The following is a 17,352-nucleotide window of genomic DNA, read 5'->3' on the forward strand; positions in this document are numbered from 1 at the left end:
TAAGATGTAAACTAAAATCGGGGCTCAATCCGCCAACTTTACTCTTGCTCAAGCACGTTTGTAAAACGGGGGCGTATTGATGATTAAGTGCATTTCCAAAAAAACTTTCTTAAATGAAGAGTAGTCTTATAAGAATATATTTTGTCGAATGCCCATTAGAATAGAATCCGATTTATTTTTTCTAAGATCAATAATTTCACAGCAAGAATCAGGAGATGAAAGAATGGACAGTGACTTTAAGAAACAATTAGTCTTGAAGCCAGTTGGTGAGGAACATTTAGCGCAATATGACGAATTGCTCAGCTATGTTTTTCAAGTAACAGAAAGTGATATCGAAAACAGCGGATACGAAAGTAAGCGGGAAATGGTTCGAGCGAAGCAACCTGTGCTGGAGCAATCTAAGGTTTTTGGTTGGTTCCACGATGAAAATTTGATTTCTCAGATTGCCATTTACCCTTGTGAAGTAAATATTCACGGGAAGCTTTTTCAAATGGGGGGTGTAACTGGGGTTGGGACTTATCCTGAATATGCCAACCATGGACTAATGAAGGACTTGATTGAGAAGGCCTTGATCCAAATGCGTGAAGACCGTCAATGGATTTCCTACTTGTACCCTTACAACATCCCATATTATCGTCGCAAAGGCTGGGAAATTATGTCGGATAAGCTCAGCTTCAAAATCAAGGATACACAATTGCCTAAGCAAGTTGATCTTCCAGGCATTGTTGAACGTAAGGAAGTCGATGATCCTGATGTTTACCAAGTGTATCACGAATTTGCTTTAAATAATCATGGAGCAATGATTCGCAAAGAATTGAACTGGGAAGAATACTGGCGTTTCGAAAACGAGGAAGAGCGAATCGCAGCCATTTACTATGATGTCAACAAGAAGCCGACAGGCGTGCTTTTTTACTGGATCTCAGATGAAATTTTTCATATTAAGGAAATGTTTTATTTAAATCAAGAAGCACGAAACGGTTTATGGAATTTTATTAGTGCTCACTTCTCAATGGTATATTGGGTCAAAGGAGATATTTTCAAAAACGAACCACTCTCCTTCTTACTTGATGACAGCGAGATCACAGAAACCATTGCTCCTTTTTTTATGGCACGAATTGTTGATGTGAAAGAGTTCCTATTAGAGTATCCCTTTGAAAAATCTGTAGAACCCTTTTATTTTGAAGTCGATGATCCTATTGCTGAGTGGAATAATGGACTATTCGCACTTAATTGGGATGATACTGGCAAATTGAAGATTAGCGATCAACCTAATGGCAAAAGAATCCGACTGAACATTCAAACATTGACCTGTATGTTGATGAATTACCGTCGTCCTGCTTATCTTGCTCGTATCGAACGGCTGGATGCTGACAAAAAAGCAATTGAATTATTAGAAACAACAATACCAGATATGGAGGCTTATTTTAGTGACTACTTCTAAACATATTTATTTTGCCGCACCGTTATTTGCACAAAGTGACTTATTTTATAATCAATATTTAGTAAAAAAAATCCGTGAACTTGATGCAGACCTGACAATTTACCTACCACAGGAAAATGAAGGCATCAATGATAAAACTGCCTACGCTGACAGTAAGATGATTGCTCTTGCGGATACCGAGGAAGTTTTAAAGAGTGATTTGATGATCGCTCTATTAGATGGTCTGACAATTGATGCAGGTGTTGCATCAGAAATCGGTGTCGCTTATGCAAAAGGAATTCCTATCATTGCTCTGTACACCGATTCCCGTCAACAAGGTGCAGATAATCAGCAAAAGATCGATGCACTTCAGACGCCTGCAGAAAATCAATTTCATTATCTTAATTTGTATACAGTTGGTCTGATCAAATTGAATGGTACTATCGTCAGTAATGAAGAGGCTCTTTTGCAAAAAATCAAATCTTTTTTAGAAGGTAGTGATTTCCGTGACTTATAAAAAATATCGGATTGCGTTGTTGGTGTTTGGGGCCCTTTGCCTGGTCTATAATATTTTTGAATTTTCGATTGGCAAATATTCAACAAAACAAGGGATAATTTTTGTAATCGAATGTTTAGCTGGTATTATGTTGATATTTTTACCAGAACTAATTGAAAAATTGTTCAAGATCATTTTACCCGAAAAAGTGATTTATTTTTATTGGTTCTTTTTAATTATCTCCGTCTTTTTAGGAACTTCCTTGCACATGATCTCGATTATTTCTTTTTGGGACAAAATTTTGCATACTGTTAGCCCAATGGTCCTAACTGCATTAGGTTATGGCTTGATTGGCTTCTTTATGAAAGAGGCAGATATCAGTAAATCATCACCATGGCTGTTTCTACTTTTTGGTTTTGCATTTGCTGGTGTGTGTGGTGTCTTCTGGGAATTTTGGGAGTTTCTCTGCGATTCAGCTGCCGATATGAACCTTCAAAGATATGCTACGTCAGCAGGCAAGTTATTAGTAGGACGGGCTGCTTTGATGGATACGATGGGAGATCTTTTAACCAATACAATCGGCGCGATAGTGATGGGAATTTATGCCAAAATTCAAAGTCACGGCAATGCTGCCTATTTTGAGGAGTATCGACTAAAGAAAAGTAACAAATAAAAAAAGATTCAAAACCGAAATTTTTATCGGTTTTGAATCTTTTTTATTTGTTTTCTGGGTGAAGGTTTTCTTTCATTGTATACGAAGCTAAAGTTATTTTGATAATACCAGTTCGTTTTAACATTCCTTCAGGTATTTCGTCAAATTGAGCGTCTTCAGCTGCATGTGCCATCAAAAGATGCAAAGCTCGTCGCTTCTCCTCTAACTCATCTACTAATTCGGCTTTTCCAAACCCAATTAAACTTTGATATGCATAGGAATAAGTGGCTGCATTCATCGTGCCTTCTATTAATTTATGATTTCCATCCATCTCAATGGCAACCTTAGGATTTTCTTGGAGCATCGATACTTTTTTTCCATCATTTGCCCCATGAACAAAAAGTATTAGTTTCTCCTCAGCCCATTCATAACCAAAATTTACTGGTACAACATAAGGATACTCCTCACCATTTAATGCAATTCGTACAACTTGTGTCTTTTTCACAAAGTTTTTGATTAAATCTAAATCCGTTACTTGTCTTTTTTTTCTGCGCATTCTTCTTCCCCCATCCTTCCAATCCTTTCTTCTAATCATAATAGATTAGAAATCAAAAAGAAATCTTTTTTTAGTTAAAAAAACTGAAAATTGATAGACTGCGGTTTGTCTTTTTTAGTAGTAAAAACCTTTTCTAATCAAGGATTTACCTCTTTTTTTGTGTGATTTTTTGTACTAAAATAGCTACTGTAATTATTTGAAAATTTGCTGAAAATGAAAGGCGTGTCTATTTTGATTGAAACTGTCGTATTTGATATCGATGATACTATTTACGATCAACAAGAACCATTTCGCAAGGCTGTTCAAAATTTATTTCCTTTAGTAAGTGAAGAAGATATGCTTCCGCTTTATACTCGTTTCCGTGTTCATAGTGATGCAAACTTTAACAAGGTCATTACACAAGAATGGACATTAGAATTCATGCGATCCCATCGGATCAGCCAATCTTTGAAGGATTTGGATTATCCCCACATCACCGATAATGAGGCATTAATGTTCCAAGATGTTTATGAGGATGAACTAGATGCTATCACTATGCACCAAGAAGTTGAAAAAACACTAGATTTTTTAAAAGACAAAAAAGTGCCCATCAGCATCATCACAAACGGACCAACCGATCACCAATACAAAAAAATTTTACAATTGGGGTTATTGAATTGGGTCAACGAAGACAATATTATTATTTCACAAGCAACAGGTTATGAAAAACCTGATGTTGAGATTTTTGACCTTGGTAAAAAACAGTTTGATCTAAATCCTGAGTGTTCTTTATACGTTGGTGACAACTTTAATAACGATGTAATCGGTTCAAAACGAGCTGGCTGGCAATCACTTTGGTTGAACCATCGTAATCGGCAATTACCAAAAGGAACATCACAAATTCACGATATTGAATTAACTTCTTTCGATCAATTATTACCAACTTTCCAACATATTTTTGCATAAATAGCGGCACGGAGTAACTCCCGTGCCTTTTTTAACTTATTTTAAATAAAGTGATTGTCTTCCCATTTTATCAAAAACGTTTTCGAAATCTTCTTTATCAACGATTCGATTTTTATAACCATAGGGATCATTTACATAAACATTTTGATCGTCTACTCCAACAATGACGACTGAATGGCAAAGTGGTGAAACAGTTACTTCACCGCTAGTTGTTTCCCATGTCCTAAAATCTTTGGCCGTTGGAATTTTAAAGTCTACTGTTGTAATAACCCAGACGGGAGTCCCCTTTTGAATTAAAGTTTCTAAATCAGTAAATTCAGTGTTGCTGCTAGCAACAACACTTTGCTTTTTTGAAACTATTTTTTCTGCAACCTCGGCAATTGGTTCCACAGCTACGCCCATTGCCTCATAGCCCGTGTAAATATTTCCAACAAATCCTTCGTGAGGATTCCCTCGAATTTCTTCCGCTTCATTTTCATAAACAGGTACATAGTTCAACAATTCCGCTAAATCATTTTTATTGGTTCCATAATCATAATAATTTAGCAACATTGATAGCGCGGTGATTTCACAGCCATTTTCTAAAGGGATTATCCCTGAATTTTGATTTTCGATCGGAACATCTATGAGCTTTGTTTTCGTGTTTTCATTATCAACCGTTAAAATTTCTGTCTGCTCCTCCTTATTCACTTCGCTACTATCTGCGTGCAATCGTTTATTTTGAGAAAAAAAGATAATACTGCTACCAAAAAGTATGATAATTGTGAGTATCCATTTTACTAAGCGTTTGATTTTTTTCACCTCATTTACTAGCTTATATTAAGGTGAGTATCTCAATCCTAACTTAAATGAAGCTAAAAAGACGCTGAAAACCAGAGTAGTTTTCAGCGTCTTTTCTATTGATGCTCCTCATCGTATTCCATTTTACGATATTTTTCCATCTTCTTGCTAAACAATACACCATTTGAAGGCGGTGTATAGGTTATCGCATTAGCCCCTGCAGCAATCGTCGCTTCGATCGTTTCTTCATCTGGACCGCCAGTAGCAATGATCGGGAGTTCTGGATATGCTTCTCTAAAGTATTTCACAGCTTGAACAGTGTCTTTTCCAGCACTTATATTGATTATATCAACACCGGCTGCCAGCTTTTCTTCAATCTTCGAGTACTTTGATGTAACTGTCGCAATCACAGGCACATCAACCACATCATAAATAGCCTGGATCGTCTCTACTGGAGTTGGTCCGTTTACTACAACACCTAGACTTCCCTGAGATTCTGCAAACATTCCCATATATGCTGAACGTGATCCGTGTGTTAGTCCTCCGGCGACACCTGAAAATACTGGAATGTCAGCTGCTTCAATAATACTTTTAGTAATTGCCGGGTGCGGAGTAAATGGATATACAGCAATCACTGCATCTGCATCTGTATTTCGAATAATTGCGATATCCGTCGTAAAAATTATCGAACGAATCCTTTTACCAAAAATACTGATTCCTGTTGCGTTTTGGATGACTTTTGGTACACGAACAATATCTTGTCGCAATTCAGTCATAATTTCAGGTACGTAATTATCTGCCATTCAAATTCATCTCCCTATCAACTTCCTATGTTGAGTTTACTATGAATGATCGTACTGTTCCAAATTATATGTTTCAATGACACTTATGATTTTGTTCGCATAATCAGGGTCGGTGGCATATCCCGCTGTTTGCAGAGCTTGTGCTGCCTGGCGATAATCAGTAGCCGTTAAGACCCCTGCATAAAGCTTAGGATCCCAATTCGTCCCATTGACAAAAAGCATCGTATGATCGTCTAAAGATTCATTCCAAGAATTGTATACTTTGAACTCCCCTTGGATAGTAATCCATTGCTCATTCATATACTCCTTTGTCTCGAGGCTGACTTTAGGCTGATTTCCCGAAGCTTTGATGCCAAAAAGGTTTTTATATTGGCTGGCAAGCTGTGATTGTCCCCAATTAGATTCCAAGATGGCTTGTCCGAGAATAATACTAGGTAAAACGCCGTATCCTTGTTGCAACTCCTTCGCGTGTGGAGCAAGTTTGTCAATAAACTCTTGACGGGAAAGTGTTTCCTCTCCTTGTTCATTTTCAACTCCAAAATCAGATAATGTATGTAAAGAAAAAACGAAAGCTAACCCAATCACTAAGATTCCCGCGAAAATAAGCGGGATCGAAATTTTGGCCTTTCGTTTTTTATATGTTTTTTTAGGCATAGTAACTCCTTACTTAGCTGACAACTGTTTCAAAAACTCTTCAAGCGTCAGATCATGTTTGGTAATATATTCAGCATTTTCCTTACCAACGTACCGGATATGCCATGGCTCATAAGTTATACCAGTTATATCCTGCCGATCTTTGGGGTAGCGAATGATAAACCCATATTTTGGCGCATTTTCTGCAATCCAGTTTGCTCCAGGCTGACCACCGTAAGAAGCATCCAATACTTGTGTCGAATAAGTGTTATACCAATCTTGATCCACGATATCAACAGCAAGTCCAGTATGGTGTTCGCTATATCCAGGTTCTGTAATAGTCTCTTTCGTTTTTGAAATCGCATCTTGTTCGGTCATCCCATTTCCGCTGACCAATCCATTCACATTTGTATTAAAAACTTCCTTTTGCGAATCGACCGAGCGAAAAGCTGAAATGATTACTAAAGGGAATCCAGCTTTCGTTGCTGCTTCCGAAAATGCCTCGTAGTCTGCGGCTATTCGACTGTCGACTTGATGGCTGTTATCTGACAGCGTAGTTAACTGGCTTTCAGCAACTTCATTTTCAATTTTATTTTTTGGTCCGACTAAAACAAGATTCCAATCTTTTGCATTAGAATCAGGCAACGCCTTTTGTACAGCATTCTTCTTTTTTGTAGTTGTCTTGTTATTTTCAAATGAATAGGTAGTTGCTGTTGCTTTCTTCGCATCTGATTCTGCAGGTGCACTATAAAAAAGCGAATAGGCGGTCATTCCAAACATGATAATGACTGAAAGTAGTCCTACAGTTTTCTTCAAATTAAAAATCCTCTCATTAATCGTCCAATGACGTATATGTCTCTGTAAGATTTTCGTTTACCCAATCAAGCAGCGCGGTCTTTTTATGTGCGCTGGCAATTTGATTTTGGATATGGGCCGGCAAACGAAAACTTAGTATATCACTATATCCCCAATTATTGTAATCAATGGTTACTCGCAGGTCGATATAGTCGTGGTTCTCCTCTTCATTTTTATTCTTAAAAGGAATCATCTCAACTTGAGCTAAGCCGCTGGCGATCCATTTCTGAGCAACGATCGTTTTCATCTCACGATATTCTGCAACCGCTGTTGGACGCTTTTCCGGGAACAAAAAGGTTTGACGAATAACTTTTTGACTCAACATCCATTCATAATCGCTAAATAGATTCTTAATCTTTTGATTGGCTTCAGGAGTTAAATTATTTTGACCGGCCTTCCACTGTTGCCATTGAATTTCATTGACGCCTAAATAATCTTGATAAAAATCTTGTTCTGTATGAAATTGTTCAAAAATTGCGCTCATTACTAAATCTAAATATATTTTATTCACGAAAAAATCCCTCCTCTCTTATTCTACTGAATTTTTAGAAAAAATACAGTCCTTTGGCAAATCGATTGAAATATTTTAATATTTACTGCTATACTTTCAATGAAGCTTCTACTTGATCTCTTATTCATAGTGATTGATTAAGCCGAAAAATAAATGTTTGAACTTCAAATTAAGGAGGAACGTTATGACAGACTTACAATGGGGAATTGTTGGGCTGGGGGGAATCGCTCATGATTTTGCGAAAAATTTTGACCAAACAACGAGCAATTTAACCGCCTGTGCTTCACGCAGCCAACAAAAGGCGGAGGATTTTGCGAAACTATATAATCTACCAAAGGCATATGGCAGCTACGATGAGTTATTGGCTGATGATGATGTTTCAATTATATATATCGCTGTCCCAAATCGCCAGCATCATGAACATATCATGCTAGCGTTACAAGCCGGCAAACATGTTCTGTGCGAAAAAGCAATCACCATGAATTTATCAGAGTTGCAGGAAGTCATCGAACTAGCTGAACAAAAACAATTAGTAGTAGCTGAAGCTATGACGATTTTTAATATGCCTTTATACCAAGAACTCCATGCTTTAATGGATAGCGGTCGACTAGGAAAGTTGAAAATGATCCAAGCCCCCTTTGGTAGTTATAAAGATCCTGATCCAACAAACCGTTTCTTTAATCCTGATCTGGCCGGAGGAGCTTTGCTTGATATCGGAACCTACGCAGTGTCTTTTGCTCGCTGGTTCTTGTCTGAGCAACCAGATGTTGTTGCTTCAACAATGGTTCCTTTTGCAACTGGAGTCGATGAGCAATCAGTAACAATTTTACAAAATCAAAGGAATGAACTGGCTGCTGTTAGTCTGACTTTTCAAGCAAAAATGCCGAAAAAAGGTATCGTCGCTTTTGAAAATGGTTATTTAACCATCGATGACTATCCTAGAGCAGATAAAGCCGAATTACTCTTCAATGATGGAACTAAAGAATTGATTGAATCTGGCTTCACAGGAAATGCTATGAATTATGAAATCGAAAATATGGTGAAAATGATTAAGGGGACTCTCCCTAATAAATCGCTCTTCTATACGAAAGACGTGATTGAGATTCTAGATCAAATGCAGAAAATTTGGTACCAACAATAGAAAATTTTTGACAAGAGGTGTTACTTAAGTAATGCCTTTTGTTTTTTTGTCAAACTTCCGCTAAACTATTATATATAAAGAAAAGAAAGAGGGAGAAAAATTGCAAATTGGTCGTTTTCGTCTGGGCATGCGAACGATGAAAACTGCACTGGCCGTGCTGCTGTGCATTTTATTATTCCATGTGACCGACCGTGGATCACCTTTAATCGCTGCATTAGCTGCCGTCTTTTCTTTGCGGCAGGATTTGACGACTAGTATTTCCTTTGGCCGTTCACGAGTATTAGGAAACTCGCTAGGCGGGTTGCTGGCGTTAATTTTTTACTATGTCCAAGCATTTTTCAAAAATGATTTTTTCGTAGAACTATTCGTGTTGCCTTTATTTGTAATTTTAGTAATCGTAATTTCTGATGGACTTAATAATAATTCTGGAATTATTTCAGCAATTGCTACCATGCTTTTGATTGCCTTGAGTATTCCACAAGGCGAATCCTTTCTTTACGCATTGAATCGAGTATTGGATACGTTTATTGGAACAATCATTGGCATCTCGTTGAATGGAGTCATTTCTCCTCAGACAGATGAAAAAGAAAAGCAGATCAAAGAGGATCTAGTTGAGTTGCGCAAAAAAGAAGCAGATTTAAATAAAATGCTGTACGATGTACGTAAACAAATAAAGGAGCAGTCTCATCAAAAATGAGATTGCTCCTTTTTGTTCTTTTAATCATTCGCCTTCAATGCTTCAATCATATCTATTTTCTTTAATCGGAAATACATGATGATACCGACAATCAGCGTAAAAAACAAAGTGATCATACTCGCGTAAATATAGCTAAGCGGCTGAATATCTGGTGAAAACATCGTCATATCTAACTCAACCGTCTGTAAAATGTATCTATGTTCGATTTTCCCAAGAAATAGGCCCAAGAGAATTCCCATCAAAGTTAACAAAATATTTTCACGATAAACATAGCGAATCACTTCATTATCATAAAAGCCCAGTACCTTAATCGTAGATAATTCTCTAATTCGTTCTGAAATATTGATATTAGTCAAATTGTACAACACAATAAAAGCCAATAATCCCGCTGATACAATTAGCACCCACATAATGATATTGAGACTCTTGACAGTATCCTTCAATGCATTTTTTGACTTCGACATAAAGCTTACATTAGAAATATCTGGATTCTCCATTAGTTGCTTTGCCATCTGATCTTCAATACGCTTACTCGGTTCATTGCTGAAAAGCAAGAGATCGGTGTTGTATTTTGGTTGGTTATTAAAAATTTTTTGATAATAAGTTGGTGTCATATAAATAAAATGACCTACATAGTTCTCTGCGATTGAAGCAACTTTTACCGAATACATATTTCCTGAAACCGATTTGATTTCTAAATTGCTTCCTTTTCTTAAATCAAATAGCTTAGCCAATTTTTCGTTTATGATAACGCCTTTATCATCCAACGAATAAATTTTCCCCGTTTTACGATTCCTAAATGATAAGAACGTATCCAGCCGGTTAATTTCTTTAGGTACAGAAAGACTAATTTCTTGTTTTGAAACATCTGCTTTTTGGGCGGTAAAAGCTTCTATAGAAACAAACAAGTGATCCTGATAATTCGAAAAAGTGTTTAATTCACTTACGTACGTCTCTTCTTCTTTAGCCGAAGGGACTGCTTTAAAAACAGTTGTGCCTTGATAGTGCCAGAGCTTGTCAAATTGCAGCGTAACAATCTCGCCAATCGAATCGCGCAGACCAAATCCAGTAATAATCATCGACATGCAGCCAGCGATTCCAATCACAGTCATCAACATCCGTTGTTTGTAACGAAATAAATTACGCAATGTAACTTTTTGACTAAAAGAAAGTCGGCCCCATATAAAAGTCAGTCGTTCTAAAAAGATTCGTTTGCCATTTTTAGGCGCTCTGGGCTGCATTAAAATAGCCGGTGTTGTTTGTAAGTCGTAACGCAAGACAATCCAAGCCGAACCCACAGAACACACTAATGATACTGCCAAAGCAATTAAAGCATAATTTAAATACCACGGTGTCACAACGTTTTCTATATTATACAACTGTCCGTAAGCATTAAAGATGATTATTGGCAGTAAATAAAAACCGACTGCAAGACCTAGCAATGTTCCAAGTCCACCTGCTAATGTAGCATAGAGTAAAAACTTTTCAGCAATTTCTCCATTGCGATAGCCTAAAGCCTTAAATGTCCCAAGTTCATTTCGTTTTTCCTCGACCATTCTAGTCATCGTGGTCAAGGTCACTAAAGCAGCGATCAAAAAGAATATCCACGGAAAAACCGAGGCTAACGAGGAAATTCGTTTTGCATTATCCTCATATTCGCTATAGCCTGGGTTCTCTGATCTGATAAAAAGATGATACTGAGGAGCAGCTAGAGAATCGATTTTTTTCTGTTGCTTCTCTATAGTCTCCAGCTGTCTTGCTATTTCAGGATGGCTCACAGCTAGCTCTGAGAATTGTTCTGAGGAAAGTCCACTGAAATTTAGCGCTGTTTGCTTCTGAAATTTTTCTTTCTCCTGATCAAGCAACACTTGCTGCTCTATTTTTCTTTCTGCCAAGCTCTCAGTAGCTTTCTGTTTTAATTGATTTTTCAACTTCATTTTATTTTGCTTTAATTTTCTTTTATACTGATTTGAATAGGCTTCACTGTTTTTCAAATTTCTAAATTCTACTAAAGCCTCTGAATACACTGCCTGAGTGAAATTATCTGGCAGAATAAAAGCGAAGCAATCAATTGAGCCTTTTCCGATCATCGTATTCCCACGAGAGATATTTTCAATAAACTCCGGACTTTTAACAAAACCGACAATTTTAAAATTTTGTCGGTTAAATGCTTTATCAGGATCGTCAGCTGTAAATTCAAAGTTTTGATTCAATTTATAGCCTTTTTTTCTGGCAAACTCATCCAAAACAATCTCGTTCGGTTTTCTAGGTAGTCGTCCTTGCGTAACAACTGCTCGGTTCATTGATTGTTTTGTGTCATAACTGAATATTCGAAAAATCTGATTTTTTTTACTAAGATTAATATCTTTAAAATAGCGGCCTTCCGCCTTTACACCTTCAATTTCTTTGATAATATCAATGTCCTTATCAGAAATTCCTAAGGAAGAAACAACACGCATATCAGCTAAATTCTGCTTTTTGTAATAGCTTGCGGCCGTCTTCAGCATGTCTGGTCCTGTAGCACGTAAGCCAACATAAAAAGCGACACCCAAAAAAATAATGCCTAGAATTGAAAAAAAACGTGTTTTTGATTGCCGAATTTCACGCCAATTGGAACGTCGCATCGCTTTTCTCATTTTAATCACCTCTTACCATTGAATATCTTCAATTGACTGAGGATTTTCATTCAACTCTTCACTACGTACTCGAGCATCATTGATTCGAATCACTCGATCAGCCATGGGCGCAATCGCTGAATTATGTGTGATGATTACAACGGTTGTTCCATTTTTTCTAGCTGTCTCTTGCAATATTTTCAAAATCTGTTTTCCCGTCTCAAAATCCAGAGCACCTGTAGGCTCATCACACAATAACAACTTTGGTCTTTTCGCCAAGGCACGAGCAATCGTAACCCGCTGCTGTTCTCCACCAGATAATTGGGCAGGAAAATTATCCATCCGTTCTCCTAATCCGACAGAATGTAATACTTCTTCGGGTTCCATGGCATCTGTGACAATTTGAGAAGCCAGCTCAACATTCTCCTTCGCAGTTAAGTTAGGAACTAAATTATAAAATTGGAAAACAAAGCCGACGTCATTGCGCCGATATGTAGTTAGTTCCTTGTCATTGAAAGCAGCAATATCTGTGCCATCCACTATTATTTTCCCTTCATCACAACTATCCATTCCACCTAAAATATTTAACACAGTCGATTTTCCTGCTCCGCTTGGTCCAAGGATTACCGCAACTTCACCTTTCTCAATCGAAAAGTTAATCTTTTCATTTGCTTTAATGACCGTTTCACCCATTTTATAATGTTTGCTTTCATCGATCACGTCAATATAAGCCATTCCATATCCCCCATTTTCAAAAACTGTTCATGCTCTTTTTAGTTTAACATAGCTTAAAAAAAAGCCAACGACAGATGTCATCAGCTTAAAAAAATTACGATGATTTTTCTATTAAGTGATTGAAAATACCAGTTTTTGAAATGATAATAGAGATAAGGAGGTGCTTTATGAAAGTATGTATCGAATGCTACGCAGTAAGCGATCGCGCAACCCCACTACTTGGCAAACGAGAGTGTTTAGAAAATCATGACCAGTACATTTGCGGTACTTGTGGCAGATGTATCTGCATCCAAAAAGATAGTAATCGCCAACTGCGCAGAATTGATTTCCCATTTAAAAGTTTAGAAATCGCACAATTATATCTACGAGCCGCCGATTACTTATACCACATGCCCTGCGGAATTTACGAAATCATCAGTGAATCAAATCGAAAATCCTATAAGATTTTTCTTAATGACGATGATTTTACAGAATACTTAGCAAACAACAAGAAAAAATATGCCAAAAAACATTACGCTCTCTATCGCCAAGTACACTTTGAAGAGTTTTCTAAAACAGAAGTAAGAAAACTCAGTCATCAAGAAGTACAAGCTTATTTAAGTAATAGCGGTGATTAACTACTTTCGATGATAATTTTTTAGATGTCACATCTAGCATTCAAACTCCTGCGGGAAGGCTCTTTTTAAAGCTTTTAAATCAGCATGGTCTACTGCTCTTAGGTCATAGCCGCTATGAAAAATTCTTTGCCCTTCCACAGAAACACAAGGTATTTGCCGCCCCTCAAATATTCTTTTGGAAAACCACTCCGCATCCAGTTCATAATACCCACCCTCGGGGTTTGCTTGTTGCATTATACCTGCATCACTAATGATAAATGGATGGATATCAATGTATCCATAATTAGGATGATACAGTTCTGCACGTGTTGGCCGTTGATCGGTAATTATTTTGTAGCCCATTTCGATCAACTTATTAAGCAGCAACTGCTCCTCTTCAGCATCAAAATCAATATCGATATCTCGATGAGGTCTCGTTTGTTTTCCGACGAGAACGTCAATACCCCAGCCTCCTTCTATCCAATAACGAATATCGAGCTCGTTCAATAAATCAATAATCCTAAGAAAACTGTCTTTACTTGTTATCGAGTTGTGTTCAGAATTTGACTTCACGTACTTTCTCCTTTCCTTTATACATTTTTCAAAAAAATTTAACCATAATAAACTAGTATAAAACAAAAAACTCGGCCAACTAGACCGAGTTTATTAAAATAATTAAGCGTGATAACGTTCAACACCATCAAGGTACGTGGCAACTAAATCCATATTAGAATCCAAGACGATAAAATCAGCTGCGCGGCCTTCAGCGATCATACCACATTTATCATCAATATTACAGCTGACAGCTGGTACATATGATGCCATCATAATTGCTTGCTCTGGCGTTGCAATCTCCCATTCAACAACATTTTTGATTGCTTCTTTTAGTTTTAAAATACTTCCAGCCAAGTTTCCCGATTCAAGTCGTGCAGTTCCTTCCTTCACAACTACTGGAAATTCGCCTAAATTGTAATTTCCTTCTGGCATACCGCCTGCCATCATGCAATCAGTAATCAACGCAACATGATCATGACCCGCTTTTTCCATCAATACTTCAGCAGCCTGTGGATGTACATGATGACCATCGCAAATCAATTCAGAAAACACATGCTGTAAAGTTAACAAAGCACCAACCATGCCAGGTTCACGATGATTAAATCCGCGCATACCATTATAAGCATGTACAAAGACGCTTGCACCAGCTTCCACCGCCTCTTGGGCTTCTTCTATTGTAGCGTTAGAATGTCCAAGCGAAACAACAACACCTTCATCAGTCACAGTTTTAACAAATTCTCTTACCCCTTTACGTTCAGGAGCCAAAGCAATTTTTTTAATCAAACCACCTGATGCTTCTTGCCATTCATGGAAAGTATCCAAATCTGGATCACCAAAATAACTAGGATTTTGTGCACCTTTATGCTCTTCAGTAAAGAATGGTCCTTCGAAATAAATCCCTTGAATTTTTGCCCCATCAACCTCTTGATAAACCTTACCGATTGTTTCAGCAACATCTTTCAAATGTTCTTTTGAAGATGTCAAAGTTGTGGGTAGAAAACTAGTAACACCACATGACAGCAGACCTTCAGACATAACTTTGATTCCTTCAGCATCATTGTCCATTACATCGTGATTCTTATAGCCATGTATGTGAGTATCAACTAAACCAGGAGCAATCCATTTTCCAGATTGGTCGATTATTTCTGCTCCTTCTGGTTTTTCTTTCGTATATGTTCCAAAAATGCCAGCAGTGACATCTAAATAACCTGCACCTTTAACACCAGAGTTTAAAAAGAATTTGTCAGCATAAATAAATGTTTTCATTGTGAGCTCTCCCTTTTTGTCTTAGTACTTTAAAGTTACTCCTGAATTCATAATAAGTCAAGAATGGTGTAGACCATTCTATAAATCTTTTATTTTTTCAATCGCTCGCAGCATTTTTCGATAGTTGATCACTGTATGAAGCTCATCTCGAGCTTCTAACATCCGTATTTTTAATTCTAAAAGTTCTCTTAATTTATAATAACTGCATTGTTGACGATTCCACTTCAATCCCATATCAACAACTTTCTCAGCCAAATCCAAACGCTCTTGCTTAACCAAAAAAGTACCATAATTTACAAAAAGATTACTCAATTCACTTCGCTCTGAATAATCAGCCATCATCGTTTGAAATAGTTCAAAACTTTGGTTGTAGTAGCTTTGTGCTTCATTCACTCGCCCAAGCACAGAATTCATTTTTCCAGCAAAACTTAAAAGCAAAATTTTACTGTCAAAATAGCCAGTATATTTTTTTGATACACAGATTGAAAGCCCCTGAACAATTTGCTCTAATGCTTTTTCTGGAGCCTCATCGATAAAATAAGCACAAACACCTTTAAAAAAGCAGGCTAACTGGCGATCTTTATCTAAGTGAGTAATTTGTCGTTCATCTAGATAATCCAATGTCGTTCGTATCTCTAGATACTTTCCGATACGCAAATACATAAACATTTTATTGAAATACTTACGCAGGAACAATTCTTCCGGTAAGAAATCCAGCATCAATTGATCAATCGTAATCCCCAGCCGATGACATAATTGCTGAATCACGATAATATTAGGAATCTCTTCATTATTTTCAATTCGACTCAAGACACTTTGAGAACAAATCCCTTCAGAAAGATCCTTTTGTGTCATGCCGTGTTCTTTTCTGAACTCTTTTAAGACTTGACCAATCGCTTCCATTGCCACTTCCTCCAAAATATGCGAATTCACATTTTAATAAGTTAATTTTATCTGATGACTAGTTGACAAGCAACTCTTGCGATCAAAATACACAAAAGGTTTTTAGCCGAAAGATAAAATGCAAACGTATTTCTGCTGTTTTATTCCTCAAAAAAAAGATGCACCATAATCGGTACATCCAAGTGCGGCGAATGGGACTCGAACCCACACGAGATCGCTCTCACATGATCCTTAGTCATGCTTGTCTGCCAATTCCAACATCACCGCAGAATCTTTTCTCATGATAGCGGGCTAAAATGAAAAAGTCAATAGTTTACACGATCGTTGTATCATAGACGTACGTGATATTTCCCTTTAACCCTGCAATACCACGAAAAAACTTTTTATCTTCTTGTTTAATCCACGCCTCTCGAAACAAGAAAAATTCATCACGTGTTACTTCTATTTTCTCAATATCTCCCGCCCGTAATTGGCCAATTTTTTCCTCAAATGGATTCATGTTCTTTTTTCTCTCCTATCATCGTAAAACAACAGAAGGATACCTGTCGGCACCTTCTGCTTTACTCATGAAAATATTTACTATTTTCGATACTAGAGCTTTCCTCTTGCATAATCCCTCGTAATGAGCGATCTAAACGTTGACGAGAATTTTTTCTTTCGATCGCCGGTTGCTTCTGCTCATTTTCAGGCGCAAACAAAATATAAGATTGCCGCGATTTTTCCATTCGCTGCATTAGTTCTTTTGGTGAAATAGCATTAGCTGGTTCATCTGGAATCAAAGAAGAAGGAACAAATTTTGGTGAGAAAGGTGTTGCACTGCGACCATTTCGCGTATTAAACGTTGTCTTGGACGTAGTCGCCTCTTTGGGTTTACGCTCCTCAAATAGTTTTACCTTTTTCGATTCTTTTCGTTCTCCCTGATACATTGGTAAGTTTGCTTTATGATGATCTAGCTCTCTACGTGGTTCCTCGTCTAAGCTAACACGACGTGTCCGTTTAGCTTTTGGCATTGGTCGCTCAAAAATATCTTTTGCTTCCAAGCGATAACTTGTAATTAAGTCATCTTGTCCATCAAATAAGACACGCTGATTGGTTTGTACTAATTTAACCCCTGCTTCATCATCAAAAGCAGGAAAACGGCTCTTTTTTCTGCTGTAAGTTTGCATAATATCATCCTTATCGTTCTGATATAG

The 17,352-nt window shown here is 37.3% G+C and carries 20 protein-coding genes and 1 tRNA gene; 7 read left to right on the forward strand and 14 right to left on the reverse strand.

What is annotated here, in order from left to right:
* The first annotated feature begins 223 nt into the window (after window positions 1–223).
* From JZO85_RS01070 to JZO85_RS01080, 3 genes are read left to right on the forward strand one after another with little or no spacing between them, the layout of a single operon-like run.
* Window positions 224–1,441 (forward strand): GNAT family N-acetyltransferase, encoded by a 1,218-nt coding sequence (locus JZO85_RS01070; RefSeq protein ID WP_207106646.1) that lies wholly within the window; start codon window positions 224–226, stop codon window positions 1,439–1,441.
* Entirely contained in the window at window positions 1,428–1,937 is a 510-nt protein-coding gene (locus JZO85_RS01075) for a nucleoside 2-deoxyribosyltransferase (protein WP_207106647.1), read from the forward strand. Before JZO85_RS01070 ends, JZO85_RS01075 begins: the two co-directional genes overlap by 14 nt.
* On the forward strand, window positions 1,927–2,589 hold the full coding sequence (locus JZO85_RS01080; protein WP_207106648.1) for a DUF2238 domain-containing protein: 663 nt from the start codon (window positions 1,927–1,929) through the stop codon (window positions 2,587–2,589). Before JZO85_RS01075 ends, JZO85_RS01080 begins: the two co-directional genes overlap by 11 nt.
* Window positions 2,590–2,632: 43 nt before the next feature.
* Here the strand turns inward: JZO85_RS01080 and JZO85_RS01085 are convergent, their stop codons facing one another.
* Window positions 2,633–3,124: a pyridoxamine 5'-phosphate oxidase family protein gene (locus JZO85_RS01085; protein ID WP_207106649.1), complete on the reverse strand. Its 492-nt coding sequence runs from the start codon at window positions 3,122–3,124 to the stop codon at window positions 2,633–2,635.
* Window positions 3,125–3,337: 213 nt separating this feature from the next.
* Here JZO85_RS01085 and JZO85_RS01090 point away from each other — a divergent pair, with 213 nt between their 5' ends.
* Window positions 3,338–4,069, forward strand: coding sequence for an HAD family hydrolase (locus tag JZO85_RS01090; protein WP_207106650.1), 732 nt, complete (start codon window positions 3,338–3,340; stop codon window positions 4,067–4,069).
* A gap of 36 nt (window positions 4,070–4,105) precedes the next feature.
* Here the strand turns inward: JZO85_RS01090 and JZO85_RS01095 are convergent, their stop codons facing one another.
* From JZO85_RS01095 to JZO85_RS01115, 5 genes are all read right to left on the reverse strand, one after another.
* The gene (locus JZO85_RS01095; RefSeq protein ID WP_347401773.1) at window positions 4,106–4,870 is read right to left on the reverse strand and encodes a C39 family peptidase; all 765 of its coding nucleotides are present in this window, start codon (window positions 4,868–4,870) and stop codon (window positions 4,106–4,108) included.
* A 95-nt stretch (window positions 4,871–4,965) separates the two neighbouring features.
* Window positions 4,966–5,652 carry a beta/alpha barrel domain-containing protein gene (locus tag JZO85_RS01100; RefSeq protein WP_207106651.1) on the reverse strand — a complete coding sequence of 229 codons (687 nt, stop codon included), beginning with the start codon at window positions 5,650–5,652 and terminating at the stop codon, window positions 4,966–4,968.
* Between the two features lie 39 nt (window positions 5,653–5,691).
* Complete coding sequence (locus JZO85_RS01105) at window positions 5,692–6,306, reverse strand: glycoside hydrolase family 73 protein (RefSeq protein WP_207106652.1); 615 nt, start codon at window positions 6,304–6,306, stop codon at window positions 5,692–5,694.
* A 9-nt stretch (window positions 6,307–6,315) separates the two neighbouring features.
* Window positions 6,316–7,065, reverse strand: a complete 750-nt coding sequence (locus JZO85_RS01110) for a M15 family metallopeptidase (protein ID WP_242550145.1) — start codon at window positions 7,063–7,065, stop codon at window positions 6,316–6,318.
* Window positions 7,066–7,117: 52 nt separating this feature from the next.
* Entirely contained in the window at window positions 7,118–7,651 is a 534-nt protein-coding gene (locus tag JZO85_RS01115) for a hypothetical protein (protein WP_207106654.1), read from the reverse strand.
* Window positions 7,652–7,835: 184 nt separating this feature from the next.
* Here JZO85_RS01115 and JZO85_RS01120 point away from each other — a divergent pair, with 184 nt between their 5' ends.
* Both JZO85_RS01120 and JZO85_RS01125 read left to right on the forward strand, forming a co-directional pair.
* Window positions 7,836–8,792: a Gfo/Idh/MocA family protein gene (locus tag JZO85_RS01120; RefSeq protein ID WP_207106655.1), complete on the forward strand. Its 957-nt coding sequence runs from the start codon at window positions 7,836–7,838 to the stop codon at window positions 8,790–8,792.
* 100 nt (window positions 8,793–8,892) lie between these two features.
* Window positions 8,893–9,489: an FUSC family protein gene (locus JZO85_RS01125; protein ID WP_207106656.1), complete on the forward strand. Its 597-nt coding sequence runs from the start codon at window positions 8,893–8,895 to the stop codon at window positions 9,487–9,489.
* A 20-nt stretch (window positions 9,490–9,509) separates the two neighbouring features.
* On the opposite strand, the gene JZO85_RS01130 is transcribed toward JZO85_RS01125, so the two are convergent.
* Together JZO85_RS01130 and JZO85_RS01135 are read right to left on the reverse strand one after the other, a co-directional pair.
* The gene (locus JZO85_RS01130; RefSeq protein ID WP_207106657.1) at window positions 9,510–12,125 is read right to left on the reverse strand and encodes an ABC transporter permease; all 2,616 of its coding nucleotides are present in this window, start codon (window positions 12,123–12,125) and stop codon (window positions 9,510–9,512) included.
* Window positions 12,126–12,137: 12 nt separating this feature from the next.
* Entirely contained in the window at window positions 12,138–12,839 is a 702-nt protein-coding gene (locus JZO85_RS01135; protein WP_207106658.1) for an ABC transporter ATP-binding protein, read from the reverse strand.
* 167 nt (window positions 12,840–13,006) lie between these two features.
* Between JZO85_RS01135 and JZO85_RS01140 the strand changes: the two genes are divergently transcribed.
* Window positions 13,007–13,456: a hypothetical protein gene (locus tag JZO85_RS01140; RefSeq protein WP_207106659.1), complete on the forward strand. Its 450-nt coding sequence runs from the start codon at window positions 13,007–13,009 to the stop codon at window positions 13,454–13,456.
* Between the two features lie 33 nt (window positions 13,457–13,489).
* Here the strand turns inward: JZO85_RS01140 and JZO85_RS01145 are convergent, their stop codons facing one another.
* The 6 genes from JZO85_RS01145 to JZO85_RS01170 form a co-directional block, all read right to left on the reverse strand.
* Complete coding sequence (locus JZO85_RS01145) at window positions 13,490–14,008, reverse strand: nucleotidyltransferase domain-containing protein (protein WP_207106660.1); 519 nt, start codon at window positions 14,006–14,008, stop codon at window positions 13,490–13,492.
* A gap of 102 nt (window positions 14,009–14,110) precedes the next feature.
* Window positions 14,111–15,256, reverse strand: coding sequence for an N-acetylglucosamine-6-phosphate deacetylase (gene nagA, locus JZO85_RS01150; RefSeq protein ID WP_207106661.1), 1,146 nt, complete (start codon window positions 15,254–15,256; stop codon window positions 14,111–14,113).
* A 78-nt stretch (window positions 15,257–15,334) separates the two neighbouring features.
* Window positions 15,335–16,159 carry a helix-turn-helix domain-containing protein gene (locus tag JZO85_RS01155; protein WP_207106662.1) on the reverse strand — a complete coding sequence of 275 codons (825 nt, stop codon included), beginning with the start codon at window positions 16,157–16,159 and terminating at the stop codon, window positions 15,335–15,337.
* A gap of 183 nt (window positions 16,160–16,342) precedes the next feature.
* A tRNA-Leu gene (locus tag JZO85_RS01160) sits at window positions 16,343–16,426 on the reverse strand.
* Between the two features lie 46 nt (window positions 16,427–16,472).
* Entirely contained in the window at window positions 16,473–16,658 is a 186-nt protein-coding gene (locus JZO85_RS01165; RefSeq protein ID WP_207106663.1) for a hypothetical protein, read from the reverse strand.
* A gap of 61 nt (window positions 16,659–16,719) precedes the next feature.
* Window positions 16,720–17,325 carry a hypothetical protein gene (locus tag JZO85_RS01170; protein WP_207106664.1) on the reverse strand — a complete coding sequence of 202 codons (606 nt, stop codon included), beginning with the start codon at window positions 17,323–17,325 and terminating at the stop codon, window positions 16,720–16,722.
* Window positions 17,326–17,352: the final 27 nt, after the last annotated feature.

The organism is Candidatus Enterococcus murrayae (genome assembly GCF_017315985.1).
Taxonomy (GTDB): domain Bacteria; phylum Bacillota; class Bacilli; order Lactobacillales; family Enterococcaceae; genus Enterococcus_A; species Enterococcus_A murrayae.